Origin of the sequence: Anabaena sp. AL09, assembly GCF_001672255.1 — a bacterium.
Classification (GTDB): domain Bacteria; phylum Cyanobacteriota; class Cyanobacteriia; order Cyanobacteriales; family Nostocaceae; genus Dolichospermum; species Dolichospermum lemmermannii.
Genome location: NZ_LJOQ01000045.1, coordinates 38,453 through 58,415, shown reverse-complemented (window position 1 = coordinate 58,415; position 19,963 = coordinate 38,453). Strand labels below are relative to the sequence as shown.

Here is a 19,963-nt window from a genome sequence, read left to right as displayed (position 1 = left end):
AATGAATAATGAAAATTCTGGGTTTTTAAATGTCTTAAATACATTACAAAAACCAGAATTTCTAACCATTTATTGCCTATAAACAATGACTATTTTGTGTAGATGGCAATAGATTTACCATCATTTAAGGTTCCAATGCATCCAATTCCTTCCGTACTTACTGCACAGTCGAGATATCCTTCAAACCTATTGACAATTTCATTGTTTCTTTTCCACGCTAAGTCTGTAATAGAAAAAGGTTGATCGTTGAGGATTTTATCAGATGCATTTAAACCCATAATCAAGATGAAGCAATTGCTTCTGTTATCGCACAACTGGATATTGCCATTACCATTGCTGAGGAAACCCATAACTAAATAGTTACAATAGTAAACTTTTCCTTCTAATGCTATTGAGCAAACATCTGGATAGAAAGTTTTCGATCTCAAAAAAGGTCTTGCCTGTTCTGCTAATGCTATTTGCAGATTCAAGATAGATAAGCTTGTTCCTGCCAAGAGGATAATTAAAGCTTTTTTCAGCATATATACACCTTGGTATTAATATTTTATGGTTTATTAGTTATTGTGTAAAATAGATTTTTTTATGCAACATTCAAGAAAATAGTTTAGTAATTTTTGACAAGATGGAGAAATATGCAAGAAATTTAATAAACATCTCCATAAATTAAAGGTGCGTTGCCTAGAATCCTTGTAGAGACGTTGTCTCCGAGATTTCTACAGCCTTTGTTGGAGAGGTCTGAGAAGTTCTGACATCCATACCAAATCAAAGCTGTACATCATTTGCATATTTTCTGGCTTCGATCTCAATACTTAATTAATTAAGTAGCCATCATCAACTGCGTACACCAGGGGGGATGAAAAAAACTTCTTATTCCCCTCCTCGCAAGCGGGGAGGGGTTAGGGGTGGGGTCTTATTTTCAAGTCAGAGGGGGCTAATTAAATATAAGCTAGGCAATGCCCATGCTAAATGTTACTCGCCTTACAAAAAGCTGTTTTTGGGCAATACCCACTTGACAACTTGTATGTCGTGTTTAATTAACTACCTCTACTTAATAAATTGCACGGAAGATAGTAATTCAAGAAGTAGGAGGAGTGATGTTGAAGAAAATAATTCGTCTGTTTTTCCAAGCCATTATAGTTTTGATATTGCCAAGTGCGGTTTTAGCTCAAGAGACTTTAGTTTTAGATGCTTCTGATTCTCTTAATCAAATTACCAATGTCAGCCAGTTACAAGACGTGCAACCAGGCGACTGGGCTTATCAAGCACTACGGGGTTTGGTGGAACGTTATGGTTGTATTGCTGGATATCGTGATGGGACATTTCGGGGTAATCGAGCTTTAACTCGTTACGAATTTGCAGCAGCTTTGGATACTTGTTTACAGCAAGTACAACAATTGATTGATTCTGGAACAGCTAACCTAGCTACAAAGGAAGACTTAGAAATTTTAAGTCGTTTAAATCAAGAATTTAAATCAGAATTAGCAACTATTAGCGAAAGAGTTGGCAAATTAGAAGAGAAAACCGATTTTTTGGAAAAAAATCAGTTTTCTACCACGACTAAGTTAAAAGGAGAAGGGATTTTTGCTCTAAGTTTTACGGATAAAGGAGAAGCAACTTTTAGCGATCGCGTCAGACTCAATTTTAATACCAGTTTTACAGGGAAAGATTTGCTGAGAATTCGTCTGCAAGCCAATAATGTTCCGAATTTATCAGGGGTAACTGGTACTGATATGAGTCGGACATCTTTCGATGCTGGAAACAACAATAATGTTTCACTCAATGAGGTCTACTACAGATGGAGTGATGGAAAAAAAATCCAATTCTGGATAGGGACAATAGGTTTAGATATTGATGACGTTTTCAATCCATACAATCCCAATTTAAACCCTAGTGGCACAGGAACAGTAACTCGATTTAATCCTATTGAGTTAATAATTTATCAGGGGAAAGACCAAATAGAACGTCGCACCGCTAGATTACCTCAAAACTCAGAACTGTATGAAAGTTTACAGAGTTTTTTATCGCATGAATATGAGCTACCAACAAGATCGTCACGACACACTATGCCAATATCGGTACAAACAAACCCAGAGCATAATTTAACGAATAAGTTTAATGATTGGCTTAAAAGCGAAGAGTTTAAAGAGATGAAATACCTATTTCTCTATCACGCGAGAGGGTTCGATGGTCTCATAATAGAATGTAATCAACTTGAAATTAAGCGGCTCCCCTGGTCATCCTGGGAAATAATCAGGACATATTGCCCCAATATAGTGGTTTCCTACACTTCTTAAACTTTTACTTTATGTGGAAAAACCCTAAAGGCGAATTAGCGAATCAATATTCGCCTTCACTTAAAAATTAAGGATTAACAGAAAGATTGTACTACAGTACCCTTGCTCATTTAATTTACTTGACATTTGAGGATCAATATGAAAAAAATAGCAGTTTTAAGATTTTTTCAAGGAACTATCCAGGAAGGGTGTCCTGCTGTTGAATTGCAAATTTATAAAAATAAACAACTAATTGACAATCGTGTAGGAACATTACCTAAAGGTGAAATTTCCATCACTTCTAAAAAAACATTGGAGGAAAAGTTTGATAATTGGCTTAATAGCAAAGAGTTTGAAAAGATGAATGAGTTCTTTATCTCTTACGCTCAAGAAATTGATATGCTCATAATAGAGTCAAACCAACTTGAAATTAAGCGATTACCTTGGTGGCAATGGTCAACAATTAAGAGGTTTTGTCCAAAGATATGTATTGGCTTTACTTCTTACTAATAGTTTAGTAGGGTAATATAATTTAAATTATGTTACGCGCAAGAATATAGCTAAGTTTGAATAAAAATAAAGACATAAGTTATGCCCCCCTTTAATGTAAATTCGCCAAAATATACGGTTCTACCGTTCCCCTTATGATCAAACATCCTTTTAATATATCCAAAACCATTGGTTTTGAAAATATTAAAACCTCAAATCCAATCGGTGTAGGGGTTTCAGGGATATTTTACCGAAAATATCATAAAGGGAGCGGTAGAGCCAAATATACTTTTCCCACACCTGTCAAAATTTTAATGCTTGTGGGTAAATATACAGATCCAAAGGAAAATATAGATACAGAGACGGATAAAAAATTAATTAGTAATTTAACCGGCGCGGCAAAACCTAAGATTGTTGAAGTTACATCAATAGCCGAAGTAATAAATGCCCTTGATAACAATAAATTTGATATTCTCATGTTTGCAGGGCATAGTAGCACTTTACCTGATGGTACGGATACAACCATTTGGCTAACTGACAATTTAAAAATTAATATTAATCAGATAAGCAACCAAATTCGTAACGCATTAAATAGAATAGATCATCCTCTAGTTTTAGCAATATTTAATTCTTGTGATGGTATAGGAATTGATGGTCAACTAAAAGAGCAAGGGATAAGAATACCTTATCTAATTGCTATGAAAGCACGAATCACAGATGAAATTGCCCATACATTTTTAACGCTATTTCTGCGTTATTTTGTCAGGAATAGAATGAGTTTTCAAATGGCATATCAACAAGCGCAAAACGGTTTAGATCCTTTTGTTCCTGGTGCAGGATCTTTACCTATTCTCTGTGTTAAACAAGCAATAATGCCAAATTTATTTTGGCCATTAGGTCGTAATCGCTATGTTCCATATTTTGGTGTAGCTATCATTATAGTAATAGCTATTATAGCCGTTAACAGACTACCATCAAAATTAGAAAGTGTTACTTGTCAAGCAGATACTAAATTAATAAGCTGTTATAATCCGTCAATATTAAATCTATCCGGTTCTCCAATAGATCAAAGTATACAGAAAAAATTAAAAGCGGTATTTACGGAAAATAAAAATATTGTTGATGATGTAAAAGCAGGAAAAATTGCAGAAAAAAACGTAATTAAAATTGCTCTTTCTCTTACTCTAAACGACACAAGTAGCCCAATTTATGAAACCGCTATATCTACCCTTAAAGGTGCAATTTATCTACAAGATGAATTTAATAGAAATCCAAACAAAAAACTATTAATTTTAATTGCTAATGACCCGAATAAGTGGGATCAAGCAAGATCACTGGATGTAACTACAGAGAAACTTAACAAAGAATTAATTGGGAGAGACCTTGATGCAGTAGTTGGACATTATGCTTCTAAATTGACATATTATACTTTAAAAAATACTTTCAATCAGAAAGAACTAGTCCTCTTATCCTACGCAGCTGCGGCTACTAGAGATGAAAACGCACAGAACTACTCAATCAACCAATTAACACAGAAACATAACAGAACTTACTTTTTTAGAGTAACTAACACAACTAGAGAAATGGCTCAACTACTAGCTAAATATTTCCAACGCCAAGGTATTGAGAATATAGCGTTATTTTATAACGATACAGAATTATTTAGTAGCTCGTTTGGATATGAGTTTAAACAGACTTGGAAAGGTAAGTTTATCTCGCAGGATCAGTCTAATATAAGCAAAATGACTAATGAAAAAATTCAAAGTATATTAAAGCAAGCTAATAATACTAATAATATTAATAAAACAGCTATCTTATTATGTCCAAATTCCTTCATAGACGATCCACTTACATCAGGAGAAATAAAGAATACGGAAACAGTAATGAAACTTAACAATGGACGATTATTGATTGGTGGTTGTAGCCTTATACCTGTTTATAAACAAGAATCAATCAATCCTAATAATCTTGTGGCTGCTGTTGCTTGGTCGGGAGATATCAATTCTCCAAATATTACCCCGGAACAGCGCACAAAATTTGTAAGTTTAAAGAATTACTGGGGACAAAATCTTACACAAGAGCAGATACGCCGTATAAGTTTAGGCTATGACTCAGTTATGGTGATAGCCGAAAGCCTATCACAAAAAGGAACTCAAAGTTTACAACAATATTTAATTAATCGTACTACACCTTTTAAAGGCATAACTGGTGACATATCGTTTAATGATGGTACGGGTAATTTAGGAAGTTTAGGAAGCGATCGCATTCAAAATGTCTCAGCTATTATTAAACCTAAATGCTTATCAACACCTTGTGAGAATTGGAATGGGCAATGGAAAACTGAATATAACAATTAATAAAAACTAGATAATAGATGTGTCTTGAAAATAGGAAGTAGGCAGTGGAGAGTGGGGAAGAGGCATTTTAACTTAAGGCATTACTGGCGAAATATCTTTTAAAGGAAGCGATCGCGTTTAGATACTTTAAGGGTAATTACTCCTAAATGGGAACTACAGGAATTTGCAACTGCTTATATGTAGCGAACCTTAACGGGTGACAAGACGCGTTATTTTCATAAAAAACAATATCAAAAATATGGTTAGAGGAATTAGTCCACAATTATTTAATTATTTACTTTCTATCTCAGAATAAGCCGCATAAACACCCTTTACATTATACCAATTCAAGAAAATTCGGGCAATTTCTAAAGCCAATTGTGGCTTACCCAAATCAATCAACCATTGCAAAAATGGGGACATAGTTTTTTCATTCAATAACCCGTTTACAGAAAGAATCCCCCATAATAAACGATGAAACCAAGTCATTTGAATCATCATTTTCACTTCCCAAGTAGGATGTTTTTGATAAAACAAAACTCCCATTCTTCCCCGTTGAATTTCCTGATCAATTAACTTAGGAATTTGCTGTAAACTAAAAGGTGGATGCCAATGATAACCAACAGCTTCAGGACATTTAATTAATTGCAAACCTAATTTTTTTAACCTCACACCTAATTCTAAATCTTCCCAACCATAAAGTTGAAACCCATTATCAAATAAACCAGCTTCTTCTAACCAACGTTTAGGAATAGCCACATTACCCGTAGCAAAGAAAGCAGCGGAAAAATCTGTGATTTTATAGGGTTCAGCGGTGGGATTGGCAAAATTACAAGTATTTATTACAGCACCGTAAGTAAAAAAACAGTTATTTCCTAATTTCTCTTTTCCTTGTACCAAAGCATTTGTATGAGCTTGCAGGAAGTTAGACAAAACCACTAAATCACTATCAATAAAAATAATTGTGTCACCTTGGGCTTTTTCCACACCTAAATTTCGTGCCGCAGCCGGACCTGCATGATCCTGCTCAAAACAGCGGACATGAGAAAACTCATCTTTGTGTACTGCTAACCAGTTCAAAGTACCATCAGTAGAACCATCATCTACCAATACAACTTCATAACCTTCTATATAGTTTTTGTTGCTGAACTCCTGACTCTCCAAAGCGCGGAGGCACTTTTCCAAAATTGGTAAGCGATTATAAGTAGGAATGACAATACTAAAAAACACAGTTTCACCCAAAAAAACTACTGACCATATTGAGAATAAGACAAATATAACAAAGTTACTGTTGCACAAGAAAATATACGCTAGGCAAGTCAGATATAATAATAACTCATTCTTTGTTTTCCTAAGTGGAGAAATTCATGGGTCGCGCTAAAAAGGTTGTTCTAGCATATTCTGGTGGAGTTGATACTTCTGTTTGCATTCCCTATTTAAAGCAAGAGTGGGGAGTAGAAGAGATAATTACCCTAGCAGCAGATTTAGGTCAGGGAGATGAATTAGAACCAGTTCGAGAAAAAGCCCTGAAATCCGGTGCAAGTGAATCCTTGGTAGTGGATGTTAAGGATATATTTGTTAAAGACTACGCATTTCCAGCGATTCAAGCCAACGCCCTCTATGAAAATCGCTATCCTTTAGGAACAGCCCTGGCTCGACCTTTGATTGCTAAAATATTAGTAGAAGCTGCTGCAAAATATGGTGCAGATGCGATCGCTCACGGTTGCACAGGCAAAGGCAACGACCAAGTACGCTTTGATGTCTCCTGTACAGCCCTCAACCCCAACCTCAAAATCCTTGCACCAGCGAGAGAATGGGGTATGAGTCGGGAGGAAACCATAGCCTATGGTGAGAAATGTGGTATTCCTGCACCGGTGAAAAAATCTTCTCCCTTCAGTATAGATAAAAACTTGCTTGGTCGCAGTATTGAAGCTGGTACATTGGAAGATCCAGCAAATGAGCCGCCAGAAGAAATCTATGAAATGACCAAAGCCATAATTGATACTCCCAATGAACCGGAATATCTAGAAATTGGGTTCCAAAAAGGGCTTCCTACCACCATCAATGGCACATCAAAACAGCCTGTGGAGTTAATTGAACAACTCAATAAAATCGTTGGTAATCATGGGATTGGGCGGATTGACATGATTGAAAACCGCTTGGTAGGAATCAAATCACGGGAAATTTACGAATCACCAGCAATGATAGTTCTAATTAACGCTCACCGTGACTTAGAAAGCCTCACTTTAACAGCAGATGTCAGTCAGTACAAACGAGGTATGGAAGAAACCTATACCAAACTCGTATATAACGGACTTTGGTACAGCCCACTCAAAGCAGCTTTAGATGCTTTTATTCAACAAACACAAGAAAAAGTTTCTGGTGTCGTGCGGTTAAAACTTTTCAAAGGTAACGCCACCATAGTTGGCCGTTGGAGTGATAATTCCCTCTACACTCCCGATTTAGCCACCTACGGCGCAGAAGATCAATTTGATCACAAAGCCGCAGAAGGCTTTATCTACGTTTGGGGACTACCTACTCGCATTTGGGCGCAACAGAATAAGTAATAATTCATATCCCCGACTTCTTAAAGAAGTCGGGTATCTTTACTACTCTTCTGTTTGCTGCTTAACTTCGCGGGACTCTAACCAAATTGGTATAGCAATCACAGCAACTAAAATAAGTAACGCCAAAATTGCAAATTTACTTACCCAAGCCACCAATTGTTCTAGGGAAATAATCCTTCCCGCAAAAAAAGCTAATGTCACCATGACACTAGCCCAAGTGGTCGCCCCAGCTACGTTATAAATCAGGAATTTACCAAAGGGCATTTCTGCTATACCCGCAAGTGGTGAAGCGAAAATCCGCAATAAGGCAAAAAAGCGGCCAAAAAATACAGCTTTAGCGGCGTTTTCCGTAAATTGCTCTTTAATACTCAGCAGTCGGACTTCGGAAATGCGGAAAATCTTGCCAGCTTGGAGCAGAAAAGGCCAACCGCCAACTCTACCAATCCAATAGCCGCAATTACCACCAATTACAGCACCTCCAATAGCGTTACCGAGAACCAGCCAGTAATTTAATTCATTACTACCAGCAAGGAAACCACCAACAATCGTGACGGTTTCTCCAGGAAGAGGAATGCCCAAATTTTCTAGCAATATTCCCAAAAAAATCGCTAAATAACCATAATTATGAGCAATTTCTTGGATGTTTTCTAGTGAAAGTAGCTCAAAAGACATCCAGCACCACCGAGTTTACAAATTTTTACCTTTACCATATCTTTGCTTGTTTTTGGCTAGGGTGTCAATCAAACCGCAATAGGAGGAGTCAGGAGTCAGGAGTCAGGAGTCAGGAGTCAGGAGTCAGGAGTCAGGAGTCAGGAGTCAGGAGTCAGGAGTCAGGAGTCAGGAGTCAGGAGTCAGGAGTCAGGAGTCAGGAGTCAGGATGAAGAATGAAGAATGAAGAATGAAGAATGAAGAAAATTCCTTCCCTGTTCCCTGTTCCCTGTTCCCTGTTCCCTATCTCTACAAGTAAGTTCATGAATCAAACCGGATTGCTATAGATAATTTTAGATAATGATAAGTTCGTTACCGAAATTAGCAGTAAATTATGCTTATACTAGAAAGACTTGTCAACAAATTATACGGCATAAATACTGAAAAAACTTTTTCTCAACTGTGCTACTGTTAATTCCCATAAACTTTGCGAAAACAGTCATTATGCGGTTGAATTATAAACAGTATTGATGTCAATTTTTCCTTTATCAGTGTTTCAAATACAAAGTTAAATTTATGACTCTTACACAAGAACGCCAAGTAATTTTGTTCAAACCTCAAGGTAGTATAGACCTGGATAGTGGTACTATCTTGAGCGAACAGATGGCTGCAATTGAACCTCAGCATCACCAACTCTGGGTTATAGATTTATCAGAAGTGGATTTCATGGATAGTTCTGGATTAGTCCCCCTCGTCAAGGGACTTACATCAGCGCGTCAAAGTGGTTGTCGGTTGGTTCTTTGTAATGTCAAAGCTCCAGTTAAGTTGATTTTGGAACTTACCCAGCTTGATTCAGTATTTGAAATTTTCCAAAATTACGAAGATATTTTTGCTCCTGTTACTAATCAACAGCTAGTAGCAACTGGAGTTTAGACTAAATTAGTATTTTTATATCTTTTAAGATCCCCGACTTCTTCAAGAAGTCGGGAATCTGGTCTACAGTAATGATAATTGCTCATTAGGTGGCTTAAAACCCATGTGTTGATAGGCTGCTTTAGTTGCGATTCTCCCCCTGGGTGTCCGGCTTAAATAACCTATTTGCATTAAATATGGTTCATATACTTCTTCAATGGTTTGGGTGTCTTCCCCAGTGGTAGCAGCGATGGTTTCTAAACCCACTGGCCCACCATTAAAGTTTTCAATAATCACACTGAGCATTTTTCTATCTGTCCAGTCTAATCCACAAGGATCTACTTGGAATAGTTGTAATGCTTCTGCTGCAACAGTTGCATTAATTTCCAGGAAAGATTTCACTTCCGCATAATCACGGACTCTTTTTAATAATCTATTGGCTATTCTTGGTGTTCCCCGTGAACGTTTGGCGATTTCTGTCGCCCCATCTAGATTAACTGGAGTTTGTAATAATTCAGCGGTGCGGATAACAATCCTAGTCAGTTCCTCAACTTCATAAAAACGCAACTTTTGAATTAAGCCAAAGCGATCGCGCAAGGGTGAAGTTAAAGCTCCGACGCGAGTTGTCGCTCCTACCAAGGTAAATTTACATAAAGGTATACTTCTAATTCTGGCACTAGAACCTTTACCCACCGTAATATCTAAGCGATAATCCTCCATCGCTGGATACAGAATTTCTTCTGTCATCCGTGATAACCGATGAATTTCATCTATAAACAGCACATCTCCTGGTTTCAGGTTTACCAATAACCCCACGATATCCCGTGGCCGTTCTAATGCTGGGGCGCTGGTAATTTTGCAACTTACCCCCATTTCTGATGCTAAAATCATTGCCATTGTGGTTTTACCTAAACCTGGTGGTCCATACAACAGCAAATGATCCATGACTTCCTCCCTAGATTTAGCGGCTTTAATGGCTATATCTAAAACATCCTTTAAATCCTTTTGGCCGATGTAATCAGCAAAGCGCTGGGGACGAATACTCTCTTCTGGTTTCCCTTGTTCATTAATAGCCGCTTCCGATTGTAACAGATTTTCTGCGGGGGGGGCTACTTTTGCTGATTCCCTTTGCTGTTTGGGTTCTCCATTGGGTTCTGGAGGCTGTTTTTTGGAAGAGATAATCGCCATAATTTTCAGGGATTCAGAAGTACAGAAATAGGGATTTAGCAGTTCATAAGTAAAATCAGTATAGGATATTTGGGGTTAGTTGAGAATACAGATACTATTTTCACAATATAAATATTTATTTCATTAAGTAGGTGAACACAATAAAACCAAACTGTGTAAAGAAATGTAAAATCGCTGAAAACTTCTTTACTCTTTACTCTTGCCTCTTGCCTGTATATTTGTTTAATTAGTTTTTCGTCTGGACAAGATCTGTTATATGTTGATCCTATCTTGTCAACTATTCCCCAATTGCCTTTACAATTTAAATTCCTAGCAATTACCGGGAGTGAAAACGTCATTATGTTGGCTAAAAGAATCTTACCTTGTCTAGATGTCAAGGCGGGCAGAGTTGTGAAGGGAATTAACTTTGTGGATCTCAAGGATGCTGGTGATCCTGTAGAACTGGCCAAGGTTTACAATGAAGCCGGTGCAGATGAGTTAGTGTTTCTAGATATTACGGCTACTCATGAAGACAGGGACACGATTATTGATGTGGTTTACCGGACTGCTGAACAGGTCTTCATTCCCCTGACTGTGGGTGGTGGGATTCAAACCTTAGAAAATGTTAAAGATTTGTTACGAGCCGGGGCGGATAAGGTTAGTATTAATTCGGCGGCGGTCAGAAATCCAGATTTAATTAATCATGCCAGCGATCGCTTTGGTAATCAGTGTATTGTTGTAGCTATTGATGCTAGACGTAGGCTTGATCCTGAGAATCCTGGCTGGGATGTATACGTTCGCGGTGGTAGAGAAAATACTGGTATTGATGCTCTATGGTGGGCGGAAGAAGTCACAAGACGAGGGGCTGGAGAACTGTTGGTGACGAGTATGGATGCTGATGGTACTCAAGCTGGTTATGATTTGGACTTGACAAAAGCGATCGCTAATGCTGTAGAAATTCCCGTGATTGCTTCTGGTGGTGCGGGAAATTGTGAACACATTCACACTGCATTAACGGAAGGTAAAGCTGAAGCCGCACTTTTAGCGTCTTTGTTACATTTTGGGAAGCTAAGTGTAGCACAAATTAAAACTTATTTGCAAGAACGCCATGTTCTGGTCCGTCTTCCTACTTGATATTAGACAGAAGAAAGCGACCAACTGCATCTGTTGAAGATAAAACACAGTTATCCAAAACAGTGTTAAGATAAGGGTACTTCTATGAAGAAATATTAAGAAATATGTTGGTTCCTATTTTAATCTTTGATGTGGCACTTGTAGCATGGTCGCTACACCTGATGGAAAAAGCTTATGAGCATAAAGAATTTTCGCTGATGCTGGCTGGTATACTAGTAGCATTGGCCGCAGCCGCAATGCTAGTAGTTTATTTTTTAATGGGTAACTGCATGAGCTATTTGTTGCAAGTAACTTAAGGGAGGAGTCAGGAGTCAGGAGTCAGGAGTCAGGAGGAAGAAAGGAAGAAAGGAAGAAAGAAGAAGAAAGAGGAGGAAGAAGGAAGAAGGAAGAAAGAGGAGGAAGAGGGAAGAGGGAAGAGGGAAGAATCATGTAGAACTTGAAAAGTGGTTGGTTTTTGATGGTATCAACATTTATTTCTTACACATTATCAACATTGAATACCCCTAAAATCACCGATTAATTGCCATTCTGGAAATCCACTTGTTATATTAGACTAAATCAATAGTATGTTAAGGATTTAGCAACTGTGCGAGATGATTTACAGGGATTGGATATTAGTCATGATCAACTTCAAGATGCGACTAACTTACCTGTTCATAATAAATTAATAATTATTACTGATGTTATTCAGCAATTCGGTATAAGGTTGCTAAAGAAAGCTCAAAAAACAGAAATTGCTACTGTAATTGCTACTGTGGTTTTCGCTGTACTTGCTATTTCTGTTTGTACTTACCTGTTAGTAAAACTATCATCTTGGCTATCATTAATTATCTTCGTTTTATGGACAGGTGGGAGTATACAAATTCTATTATATTTATTATGGAAAGGCAAAAGTAAGTTTCTCAAACAGAATATGACAAATTCTTTACGGATTTTACTAAATGATGTGGAAAGATATAATTCCGTGATTAAAGCTATAGATATTAACGACCAAATTGAAGATGTTGGCAACTTAGGAGTAAGTATACAAGCAAGAGAAAAAGTATTATTAGCACTTGAATTAACTAGAAATGATTTAATCCGCGCTTTAAAAACAGAGAGAATTTTGCGAGAAAATAAAAGTTTTATTATCACTAATTCTGATTTATTTACCAATAATTTAGCCGCTTTGGCATCAATGCAAGTTACTGAAGAAGCAACCGAACATGGTAGATTATTAAATGAAGCTTTGCAAATTTCCCTAGATGTACAGCAGGAAATGAAAAACTTGCAAAGTCAGAGTTAATACTTGATATATGTTTAGATGTAAATGTAAAATATATCTATAGAAAATACTTCCTTCTCTTTCTTCTCCTGACTCCTGACTCCTGACTCCTGACTCCTGACTCCTGACTCCTATTTTAACATGAACTGGCAAGAAATTAGAGGCAATTGGGTACTTATTCCCCGTAATCCCATTGGGATCATTCATTTTTTAGGTGGTGCATTTGTCGCCACTTTACCACATTTAACTTATCGTTGGTTACTTGAAAATTTAGCGGATCAAGGATACGTCATTATTGCCACACCTTTTGTCAATACATTAGATCATATAGCGATCGCTAAATCTGTCCAACTTAAATTTGAATATACCCTAGAAAAGTTACAAGACGCTGGAAAACTCCGCAAGCTGTACCTTCCCACCTATGGAGTCGGACATAGCATGGGTTGTAAACTCCATTTACTAATTGGTAGCCTGTTTCCAATCCAACGGGCTGGTAATATTTTAATATCCTTTAATAACTTTGCTGCCAATGAAGCCATACCATTAGTAGAACAGTTAAATTCCCAGTTCAATTCCCAATTAGACATTGAATTTACACCTACACCCGCACAAACTAACCAAATAGTCCAAGACAGCTATCAGATTCGGCGGAATTTAGTAATCAGATTTAATAAAGATACCCTGGATCAATCAGCAAACTTAACAAGAATTTTAGAACAACTCTTTCCTAATATGGTAACAACACAAACCTTATTAGGCACTCATACCACACCTTTAGGACAAGATGTTAAATGGCAACCAGGAAGTTCTTTTAGCCCCTTTGATGCTTTAGGACAATGGTTAAAACAAGAAGTCTATCGAGATTTAAATCAATTAAAACAAGTTATATTGTTTTGGTTAAATCCCCTTTCCTAATAATCTCATGTTTGAAATCCTAATTATTGATGATGACCGACCCATCCAAATGTTCCTCAAAAGAATCTTAGAAAAACAAGGTTATCAAGTTATTACTGCGAGTACAGGAGAAGAAGGAATTTTAAGAACTCTGGATTCACCTCCAGCCTTAATTATATGTGATTGGATTATGCCGGGATTAAGTGGGATAGAAGTATGTAATATCATTAAAAAAGATCCCAAATTATCTACCACATTTTTTATTTTATTAACATCTTTAGATTCCGTCGCAGATAGAGTTAAGGGATTAGATGCTGGTGCTGATGATTTTATCTCCAAACCTATCGAACACAATGAATTACAAGCAAGAGTTAGAGCCGGTTTACGTCTACATCAATTAAGTCAGGATTTACAGACCCAAAAGCTACTTTTAGAAACAGAATTAGCCGAAGCTACAGAATATGTAAAATCCCTTTTACCCCTGCCTGTAAATAACCCCCTGAGTATCCAGTTTACGTTTTTGCCATCACGGCAACTTGGTGGGGATTGTTTTGATTATAATTGGCTTGATGCTGATACTTTAGCCATTTACCTACTAGATGTTGCCGGTCATGGACTTAAAGCTACTCTACCTTCAATTTCTGTACTAAATCTCTTACGTTCCCGTGCGCTCAAAGATTTAAATTACTATCAACCTAGTGAGGTATTGGCAGCTTTAAATAATACCTTTCAAATGAATTATCAAAATGATAAATATTTTACGATTTGGTATGGAGTTTATAATCGAGTTAGCCGTCAATTAACATACTCTAGTGCTGGACATCCACCAGCTATTATCCTCTCTGGCAATTCTCCTACTCATACAGACGTAAAAAGATTAAAAACTCCAGGAATGCCTGTAGGAATGTTTCCTGAAGCTAAATATACAGATGCGTATTGTCAGATTGAAAAATCTAGCATCCTTTATATTTTTAGTGATGGTGCTTACGAAATCACTCAATCAAATGGTACTCTTTGGAGTTTAGAAGGTTTTATTCAGATTTTAATTAGCTTACAGTATTCTGTTGATAACCAACTTGATTATATCCTGGATTACCTAATTAACTTAAACTCCAAAGAGACATTTGAGGATGATTTATCTATTCTTCAAGTTAAATTTGATTAATCAAGTAGCAGAAAGCAAAATATTTTCAAATGCTTCTTGACTAGGAACAATTGTAAATTTGCCATCCATACCAGTTAATTCAAATAGCATCCTAACTTGCTCATTAATTGAACAAATAACCATCTTTATTCCCGATTCCTGTAAAGCTTTAAATGTTAAAATCAGAGTGCCTAATCCAGAACTATCCATAAAGGTAACATGATGACAGTCAATCAACACAATGGAGATTCTCTCATCAATTACTTCTTTAATACTTTGTTGAAAATTTTGTGAGTTAGTAGCATTAAAACTCCCACTGATTGCAATCACTTTCACCTGCTGATTCATAATATTCTAATTTTGATTTATTTAAGAATGTGCTGATTTTAATTTTATTAATATATCCTAACATTAGATTATAGAAAGGTATTTAGTACACAAAAATATGAAGTAATTTTCAATAAATTCATCAGCAAATAACCATCAAACTCAAAAGAGCATAAACTTTATCTGGGACTTACTCTAGCTCGGTACAAAAGCTGATCATGTTGCATATAACCTGTATAACGGACTTTAACAATCTCTCCTGGTTGTGCTGTTCCTGCTAATAATTCATGGAATTGAGGATTATAGGGGATTTCTGTGCCTACAGAAGCGATCGCTTTTACATTCCAATCCTGTAATAATCTTTTTAAAGGCGTATCTACCAAAGGTAATATCTTTACTGCTGATAACTGGTGATCTTCCCTGGCTCTATGTGCTGCTGTTGGCCATTGTAATATTAAAGATTCCAATATTTGTAAACTTGACCGCTGAAATTCCTGTTTTAATCCTTCTCTTTGTTCTAACATTGACAATGTTAATCGTTCATACTCAACTTGTAAATCTGTAATTTGCTTTAATAAGTCTATATTTTTATGAGAGGAATGAGTTTTGTGGAAACTTGAAGATAAACCATCAACGCTGAAATTTTCTACCAACTCAGTCCAAGATATCTGTAAAATCTCTGATAGTTTTATCAATACTTCTATCCGCATTTGTCCGATTTTTCCCCTCCGCAACTGCAAAATTTGCCATTGTGAAACACCAGCAGCACGACTTAAAGATTTAAAACTCTCATAACCGACTGTTTGCATTAAATTCCGCAAATTCTCGGTAAAATCAATTTCCAGCATAAAATATGGGTGATAAAGCAAGATTTAGTTAAATCATACTCATAATGAGTTTGATTTGCAAGTGTGCTGAAAAAAAGACGTAATGGTATTATAGAAGCGCGTAAGTTAAAAATATCTAATATTCCCCGTTACTAATTATCTAAGTTGATTATTAGTAATTTGTGATTCATCCTGCCGCCCTGCATCTTATTATCATGAGTAACTTGAGTTAATTAATTTAAAACCACTCCGACAGCATAAGGGCAATTAGAATTAGTTTTCATGAAAATATTTATTTGGCCTTCTTCCTACAGATTAATAACAACCTTGTGCCTATTGGGATTGGCTGCCGCATCAGAACCCGTAAGCAACAACCAGGATGTAAAATTGCAAATTGGTATTGTCCAACGATTTGGGGCTAAACCCACAGACAAGTTAGAATTAGCACCCACAAAAGGCGATCGCTTAACATTAAAATTTACAGTGGGTACTCAGCAACAAACCCTAGTCACCGACAAACCCATCCAGTTAACAACAGTCATGCAGCCCTTAACCCAAACAGTGGTTCAGGAAGTCTTAGTGCTGGGTGACTTTCGCACCTTTGAAACAGCGGAAGATAACGCTAACCACTGGCGTTCCCTGGGGATAGAAGTGGAAATATCCCAACCAGAACGTTGGCAAGTATGGGCAAAACGGGACGTTTACAGCACTCCCTTAATTCGTCGGTTACTATTAAAAAGTATAGAAACATCCGGTGATAAAAATGCTTACTTGGCAACCAACATTTTATCAAAAGTACCAAAAATTACTTGGGTAGTAAATGGTAAAAATTATAGTCCTAATTATCTAGAAATAACTGCTGGTAAAGACTCAATTAAGGTGAATACAGATGAACAGCCCCAACCAAAGCGTGTTTATCCGGGAAAAATGACCTTGCAGCCCAACGCCTATGGGCATTATACTTTAGTAAATACAGTCCCATTGGAAACTTATGTGCGGGGAGTTTTACCCCATGAAATTGGGATAAATGCGCCAATGGCAGCCTTAGAAGCACAAGCAATTATTGCTCGCACCTATGCCTTGCGAAACCTCCGCAGATTTGCGGTAGATAATTATCAGTTATGCGCTGACACTCACTGTCAAGTTTATCAAGGACTCAGCGGAGTTGCCAAAAATACAGATCAGGCGATCGCCTCAACCAGAGGTCAGGTACTCACTTATAATAACGAAATAGTTGATGCTTTATATTCTTCCACTACAGGTGGTGTTACCGCTAACTTTAGTGATATCTGGAATGGAGAAGATCGTCCTTATTTAAAACCTGTCCTAGATGCTGCTAATCAAAATCTTTGGAACTTATCGAGTCAGAATTTAGCAAATGATCAGAACTTCGAGAAATTTATCAATCTTAAAGCGGGATTTAATGAGAGTAAATGGGATGTATTCCGTTGGCACAGAGAAACGGACATCAATAGGATTACCCAAGACTTGCAGAAATTCTTACATTCCCAAAAAAGCCCCTATAGCAAGTTCAAAAAAATTCAAGCCATGTCTGTGGTTGAACGCAGTTCCAGTGGCCGGATTTTAAAACTGGCTGTGAAAACTGATATTGGCGTTTTCACCTTACAAAAAGACGAGGTTCGCAGTGCCTTTGCTGCTCCCATTAGCACCCTCTTTTACATTCAACCATTGAATAAAGGTCAAACAAATCTGTGGGGATATGCTTTTATTGGTGGTGGTTTAGGGCATGGAGTGGGTTTAAGCCAAACAGGCGCTCAGAATTTAGCCAAATTAGGTTGGTCTAGTGCCAAGATTCTGGAGTTCTATTATCCGGGGACTAAAATTAAAAGGAGCAGGTAATTGGGGAATTGGTAAAACTCATACTCAGTCGCCAATCCCCAATCCCCTGTTTGGACTAAATTCTTGTGACTAAAGCTTAGTAAAGGTCTTCTTCTTTGTGGGTTTCGATGGTGACATCAGAAGTAGGATAAGCCACACAAGTCAATACATATTGAGCTTCGATTTGATCATCATCCAAGAAGGATTGATCAGATTGGTCAACAGTACCGGAAATAATTTTACCTGCACAGGTTGAGCAAGCACCAGCCCGACAAGAGAAGGGTAAGTCAAATTCAGCTTCTTCTGCTGCATCCAAAATATAAGTGTCGTCATCGCAGTCTATAGTCTTAGTACCGTCTGGAGTGATGAGAGTAACTTTGTAAGTAGCCATTTAATTATCCTCTGTTGTGAAATCGGCAGTATAAGTTATTTTCAAGCAAACATTACAGCTATTCTGATGGGATTAGCCGCTGGTTTAAATTTGCTTCAATTCTGATACTAAGGGAAAAGTTAAAATTTATAACAGAAAATTGACCCCGATTAGTAATGAAATTTAGTTACTTATTACCAATAAGTTTTCGTTATATAAAATCCGCAGTGGGGTAGATGTCAAAGTGCATCTTGGGGACATTTTTTGATGACGGCTTTATGAAACCTCTGGTTGGTCGGGAATTGCATCAGGTAGTTCATGTTCTACGCAGCAAAGACGCGGATACAAGTAGGCAATCAATGTTGCGACTAGAGAAAACAGACCCAGAATGATAAACATTAAACCCATGCCGCGACCATGACCAACCCCAATAATCTGTCCAATGCTATGGGCTAAAGCTCCATCTTTTGCCATGATTGGTTCAAAAAATTGATCAGCTAATGCTCCACAGGTTAGGTAGGAAAGTGGTAAAAACCCCTGTACGGCAGCACTGCGAAAAGCAAAGACCCTTCCCTGTACTTCTGGCGCTACTTTTTTCTGATAGATGACTTGAATTGATCCATTGATGATGGGAAATATAAAAAATATCAAGAAATTGGCGATCGTAAAGACAATTGTTGAAGCCGTCAACCCAGCTAATACGTAGAAGATGCCCAAAAATATCATTGACACAAATATAGTATTGATCTGGCGTTCTAACCCGCCCCAAATGCTGATCACGGCACTGCCCAGTAATAGTCCAAAACCAGCAATAGAATAGATAGTCCCTAGAGATTGAGCGGAAGCAAAGGAAAGCACTAAGGGTGTAGTTAAAGCTTCTGCACTACCAACGAGAAAGTTGATAATGGCAATGAACATGACTAATCCGAGTAGTCCAGGACGTGCCACTAAATATTTCCAGCCAAAGGTTATTTGTTGCCAAAATGAATTAGTTTCGACATCAGGATTTTCTGTGGACGAAATTTCGGGAAATTTAACTACCAGCAAACAGATCAATGCCAAGATTAATGTAGATAAATCAATGATGACAATTCCTGAAAATTCTACAGTTACTAATAAAGCTGCGGCTAATACAGGGGAGAGAATTTCAGCGATCGCTAATCTGATCTGTGTCATCGAACTGGCACGACCAAGTTGTGCTTTTGGCACAAGTAATGTAGTCGCGGAGGAATAGGCTAGTCCCTGAAAAGCATTGAAACTGGAACTAATCGCACTGACTACGCACAGACTCCAAACTTCTAAGTGATTACTGATAAATAACCAAGCAATTAGTAAGGTACATAAACCTGCACAGAAATCACTAATAATCATGATCCAGCGCCGACTCCAGCGATCGACAACCACACCAGCAATGGGAGAGATCAAAATTGCCGGTAGGGTGGTGGAGAGAATCAGCAGTGTAAATTGAGTTGTGGAATTCGTATGTTGATAGACCCAAATACTGAGCGCAAAACCCGTTGTCCGCGAGCCAACTAGGGATAAAACTTGACCAAACCAGATCAAGATGAAAACGCTCATGCTTTGAGTTATCTCTCCTGACTGACTGGAGAAATACTCAGTCCATCTCAATAAAGACGATCCAAATCTGGGTTGTTGTTGCAACTCTGGTGGGCTGTTTTCTAACATGGTAATAGTGATTATTAGTGAATTTGTGGCAAAGCTTCATGGTTTAATGTCAGATCCCCGACTTCTTAGAGAAGTGGGGGATCTAA

General features: G+C 37.5%; 20 protein-coding genes. 12 read left to right on the top strand and 8 right to left on the bottom strand.

Features of this window, described 5'->3' with window-relative positions; translation table 11 throughout:
• Positions 1–89: 89 nt before the first annotated feature.
• Positions 90–521: a hypothetical protein gene (locus tag AN490_RS09500; protein ID WP_168634189.1), complete on the bottom strand. Its 432-nt coding sequence runs from the start codon at positions 519–521 to the stop codon at positions 90–92.
• 573 nt (positions 522–1,094) lie between these two features.
• On the opposite strand from AN490_RS09500, the gene AN490_RS09495 reads away from it, so the two are divergent.
• The 3 genes from AN490_RS09495 to AN490_RS09485 all read left to right on the top strand — a co-directional run bounded on the left by AN490_RS09495 (position 1,095) and on the right by AN490_RS09485 (position 5,119).
• On the top strand, positions 1,095–2,294 hold the full coding sequence (locus AN490_RS09495) for an iron uptake porin (protein WP_300002281.1): 1,200 nt from the start codon (positions 1,095–1,097) through the stop codon (positions 2,292–2,294).
• Positions 2,295–2,432: 138 nt separating this feature from the next.
• Positions 2,433–2,783: a hypothetical protein gene (locus AN490_RS09490; protein WP_300002278.1), complete on the top strand. Its 351-nt coding sequence runs from the start codon at positions 2,433–2,435 to the stop codon at positions 2,781–2,783.
• A 134-nt stretch (positions 2,784–2,917) separates the two neighbouring features.
• On the top strand, positions 2,918–5,119 hold the full coding sequence (locus AN490_RS09485; RefSeq protein ID WP_300002275.1) for an ABC transporter substrate-binding protein: 2,202 nt from the start codon (positions 2,918–2,920) through the stop codon (positions 5,117–5,119).
• A gap of 270 nt (positions 5,120–5,389) precedes the next feature.
• On the opposite strand, the gene AN490_RS09480 is transcribed toward AN490_RS09485, so the two are convergent.
• The gene (locus AN490_RS09480; protein ID WP_174782892.1) at positions 5,390–6,328 is read right to left on the bottom strand and encodes a glycosyltransferase; all 939 of its coding nucleotides are present in this window, start codon (positions 6,326–6,328) and stop codon (positions 5,390–5,392) included.
• Between the two features lie 137 nt (positions 6,329–6,465).
• Here AN490_RS09480 and AN490_RS09475 point away from each other — a divergent pair, with 137 nt between their 5' ends.
• Positions 6,466–7,665, top strand: a complete 1,200-nt coding sequence (locus AN490_RS09475) for an argininosuccinate synthase (protein ID WP_213718527.1) — start codon at positions 6,466–6,468, stop codon at positions 7,663–7,665.
• Positions 7,666–7,707: 42 nt separating this feature from the next.
• Here the strand turns inward: AN490_RS09475 and AN490_RS09470 are convergent, their stop codons facing one another.
• On the bottom strand, positions 7,708–8,337 hold the full coding sequence (locus AN490_RS09470; RefSeq protein WP_213718526.1) for a DedA family protein: 630 nt from the start codon (positions 8,335–8,337) through the stop codon (positions 7,708–7,710).
• Between AN490_RS09470 and AN490_RS09465 the strand changes: the two genes are divergently transcribed.
• Positions 8,316–8,546, top strand: coding sequence for a hypothetical protein (locus tag AN490_RS09465; RefSeq protein ID WP_300002264.1), 231 nt, complete (start codon positions 8,316–8,318; stop codon positions 8,544–8,546). The two genes, AN490_RS09470 and AN490_RS09465, sit on opposite strands and share 22 nt — an antisense overlap.
• A gap of 343 nt (positions 8,547–8,889) precedes the next feature.
• On the top strand, positions 8,890–9,246 hold the full coding sequence (locus AN490_RS09460; RefSeq protein ID WP_015079471.1) for an STAS domain-containing protein: 357 nt from the start codon (positions 8,890–8,892) through the stop codon (positions 9,244–9,246).
• Between the two features lie 63 nt (positions 9,247–9,309).
• Here the strand turns inward: AN490_RS09460 and ruvB are convergent, their stop codons facing one another.
• A complete protein-coding gene (gene ruvB, locus AN490_RS09455; RefSeq protein WP_300002258.1) occupies positions 9,310–10,413 on the bottom strand; it encodes a Holliday junction branch migration DNA helicase RuvB in 1,104 nt (367 codons plus the stop codon).
• 339 nt (positions 10,414–10,752) lie between these two features.
• On the opposite strand from ruvB, the gene hisF reads away from it, so the two are divergent.
• The 5 genes from hisF (at position 10,753) to AN490_RS09430 (ending at position 14,849) form a co-directional block, all read left to right on the top strand.
• Entirely contained in the window at positions 10,753–11,526 is a 774-nt protein-coding gene (hisF, locus tag AN490_RS09450; protein ID WP_300002298.1) for an imidazole glycerol phosphate synthase subunit HisF, read from the top strand.
• A gap of 104 nt (positions 11,527–11,630) precedes the next feature.
• Positions 11,631–11,822: a hypothetical protein gene (locus tag AN490_RS09445; RefSeq protein ID WP_300002255.1), complete on the top strand. Its 192-nt coding sequence runs from the start codon at positions 11,631–11,633 to the stop codon at positions 11,820–11,822.
• Between the two features lie 290 nt (positions 11,823–12,112).
• A complete protein-coding gene (locus AN490_RS09440; protein ID WP_213718523.1) occupies positions 12,113–12,811 on the top strand; it encodes a hypothetical protein in 699 nt (232 codons plus the stop codon).
• Positions 12,812–12,931: 120 nt separating this feature from the next.
• On the top strand, positions 12,932–13,705 hold the full coding sequence (locus AN490_RS09435) for a DUF1350 family protein (protein WP_148766478.1): 774 nt from the start codon (positions 12,932–12,934) through the stop codon (positions 13,703–13,705).
• 7 nt (positions 13,706–13,712) lie between these two features.
• Positions 13,713–14,849, top strand: a complete 1,137-nt coding sequence (locus AN490_RS09430; protein WP_300002249.1) for a SpoIIE family protein phosphatase — start codon at positions 13,713–13,715, stop codon at positions 14,847–14,849.
• On the opposite strand, the gene AN490_RS09425 is transcribed toward AN490_RS09430, so the two are convergent.
• Positions 14,850–15,176 carry an STAS domain-containing protein gene (locus AN490_RS09425; RefSeq protein ID WP_300002246.1) on the bottom strand — a complete coding sequence of 109 codons (327 nt, stop codon included), beginning with the start codon at positions 15,174–15,176 and terminating at the stop codon, positions 14,850–14,852.
• A 158-nt stretch (positions 15,177–15,334) separates the two neighbouring features.
• Positions 15,335–16,003 carry a nucleotide exchange factor GrpE gene (gene grpE, locus AN490_RS09420; RefSeq protein WP_148766484.1) on the bottom strand — a complete coding sequence of 223 codons (669 nt, stop codon included), beginning with the start codon at positions 16,001–16,003 and terminating at the stop codon, positions 15,335–15,337.
• Positions 16,004–16,264: 261 nt separating this feature from the next.
• Between grpE and AN490_RS09415 the strand changes: the two genes are divergently transcribed.
• Positions 16,265–17,842: a SpoIID/LytB domain-containing protein gene (locus AN490_RS09415; RefSeq protein WP_300002239.1), complete on the top strand. Its 1,578-nt coding sequence runs from the start codon at positions 16,265–16,267 to the stop codon at positions 17,840–17,842.
• 76 nt (positions 17,843–17,918) lie between these two features.
• On the opposite strand, the gene AN490_RS09410 is transcribed toward AN490_RS09415, so the two are convergent.
• Both AN490_RS09410 and AN490_RS09405 read right to left on the bottom strand, forming a co-directional pair.
• Positions 17,919–18,212, bottom strand: a complete 294-nt coding sequence (locus AN490_RS09410; protein ID WP_271823819.1) for a 2Fe-2S iron-sulfur cluster-binding protein — start codon at positions 18,210–18,212, stop codon at positions 17,919–17,921.
• A gap of 255 nt (positions 18,213–18,467) precedes the next feature.
• Complete coding sequence (locus AN490_RS09405; RefSeq protein ID WP_300002234.1) at positions 18,468–19,877, bottom strand: MFS transporter; 1,410 nt, start codon at positions 19,875–19,877, stop codon at positions 18,468–18,470.
• Between the last annotated feature and the right edge of the window lie 86 nt (positions 19,878–19,963).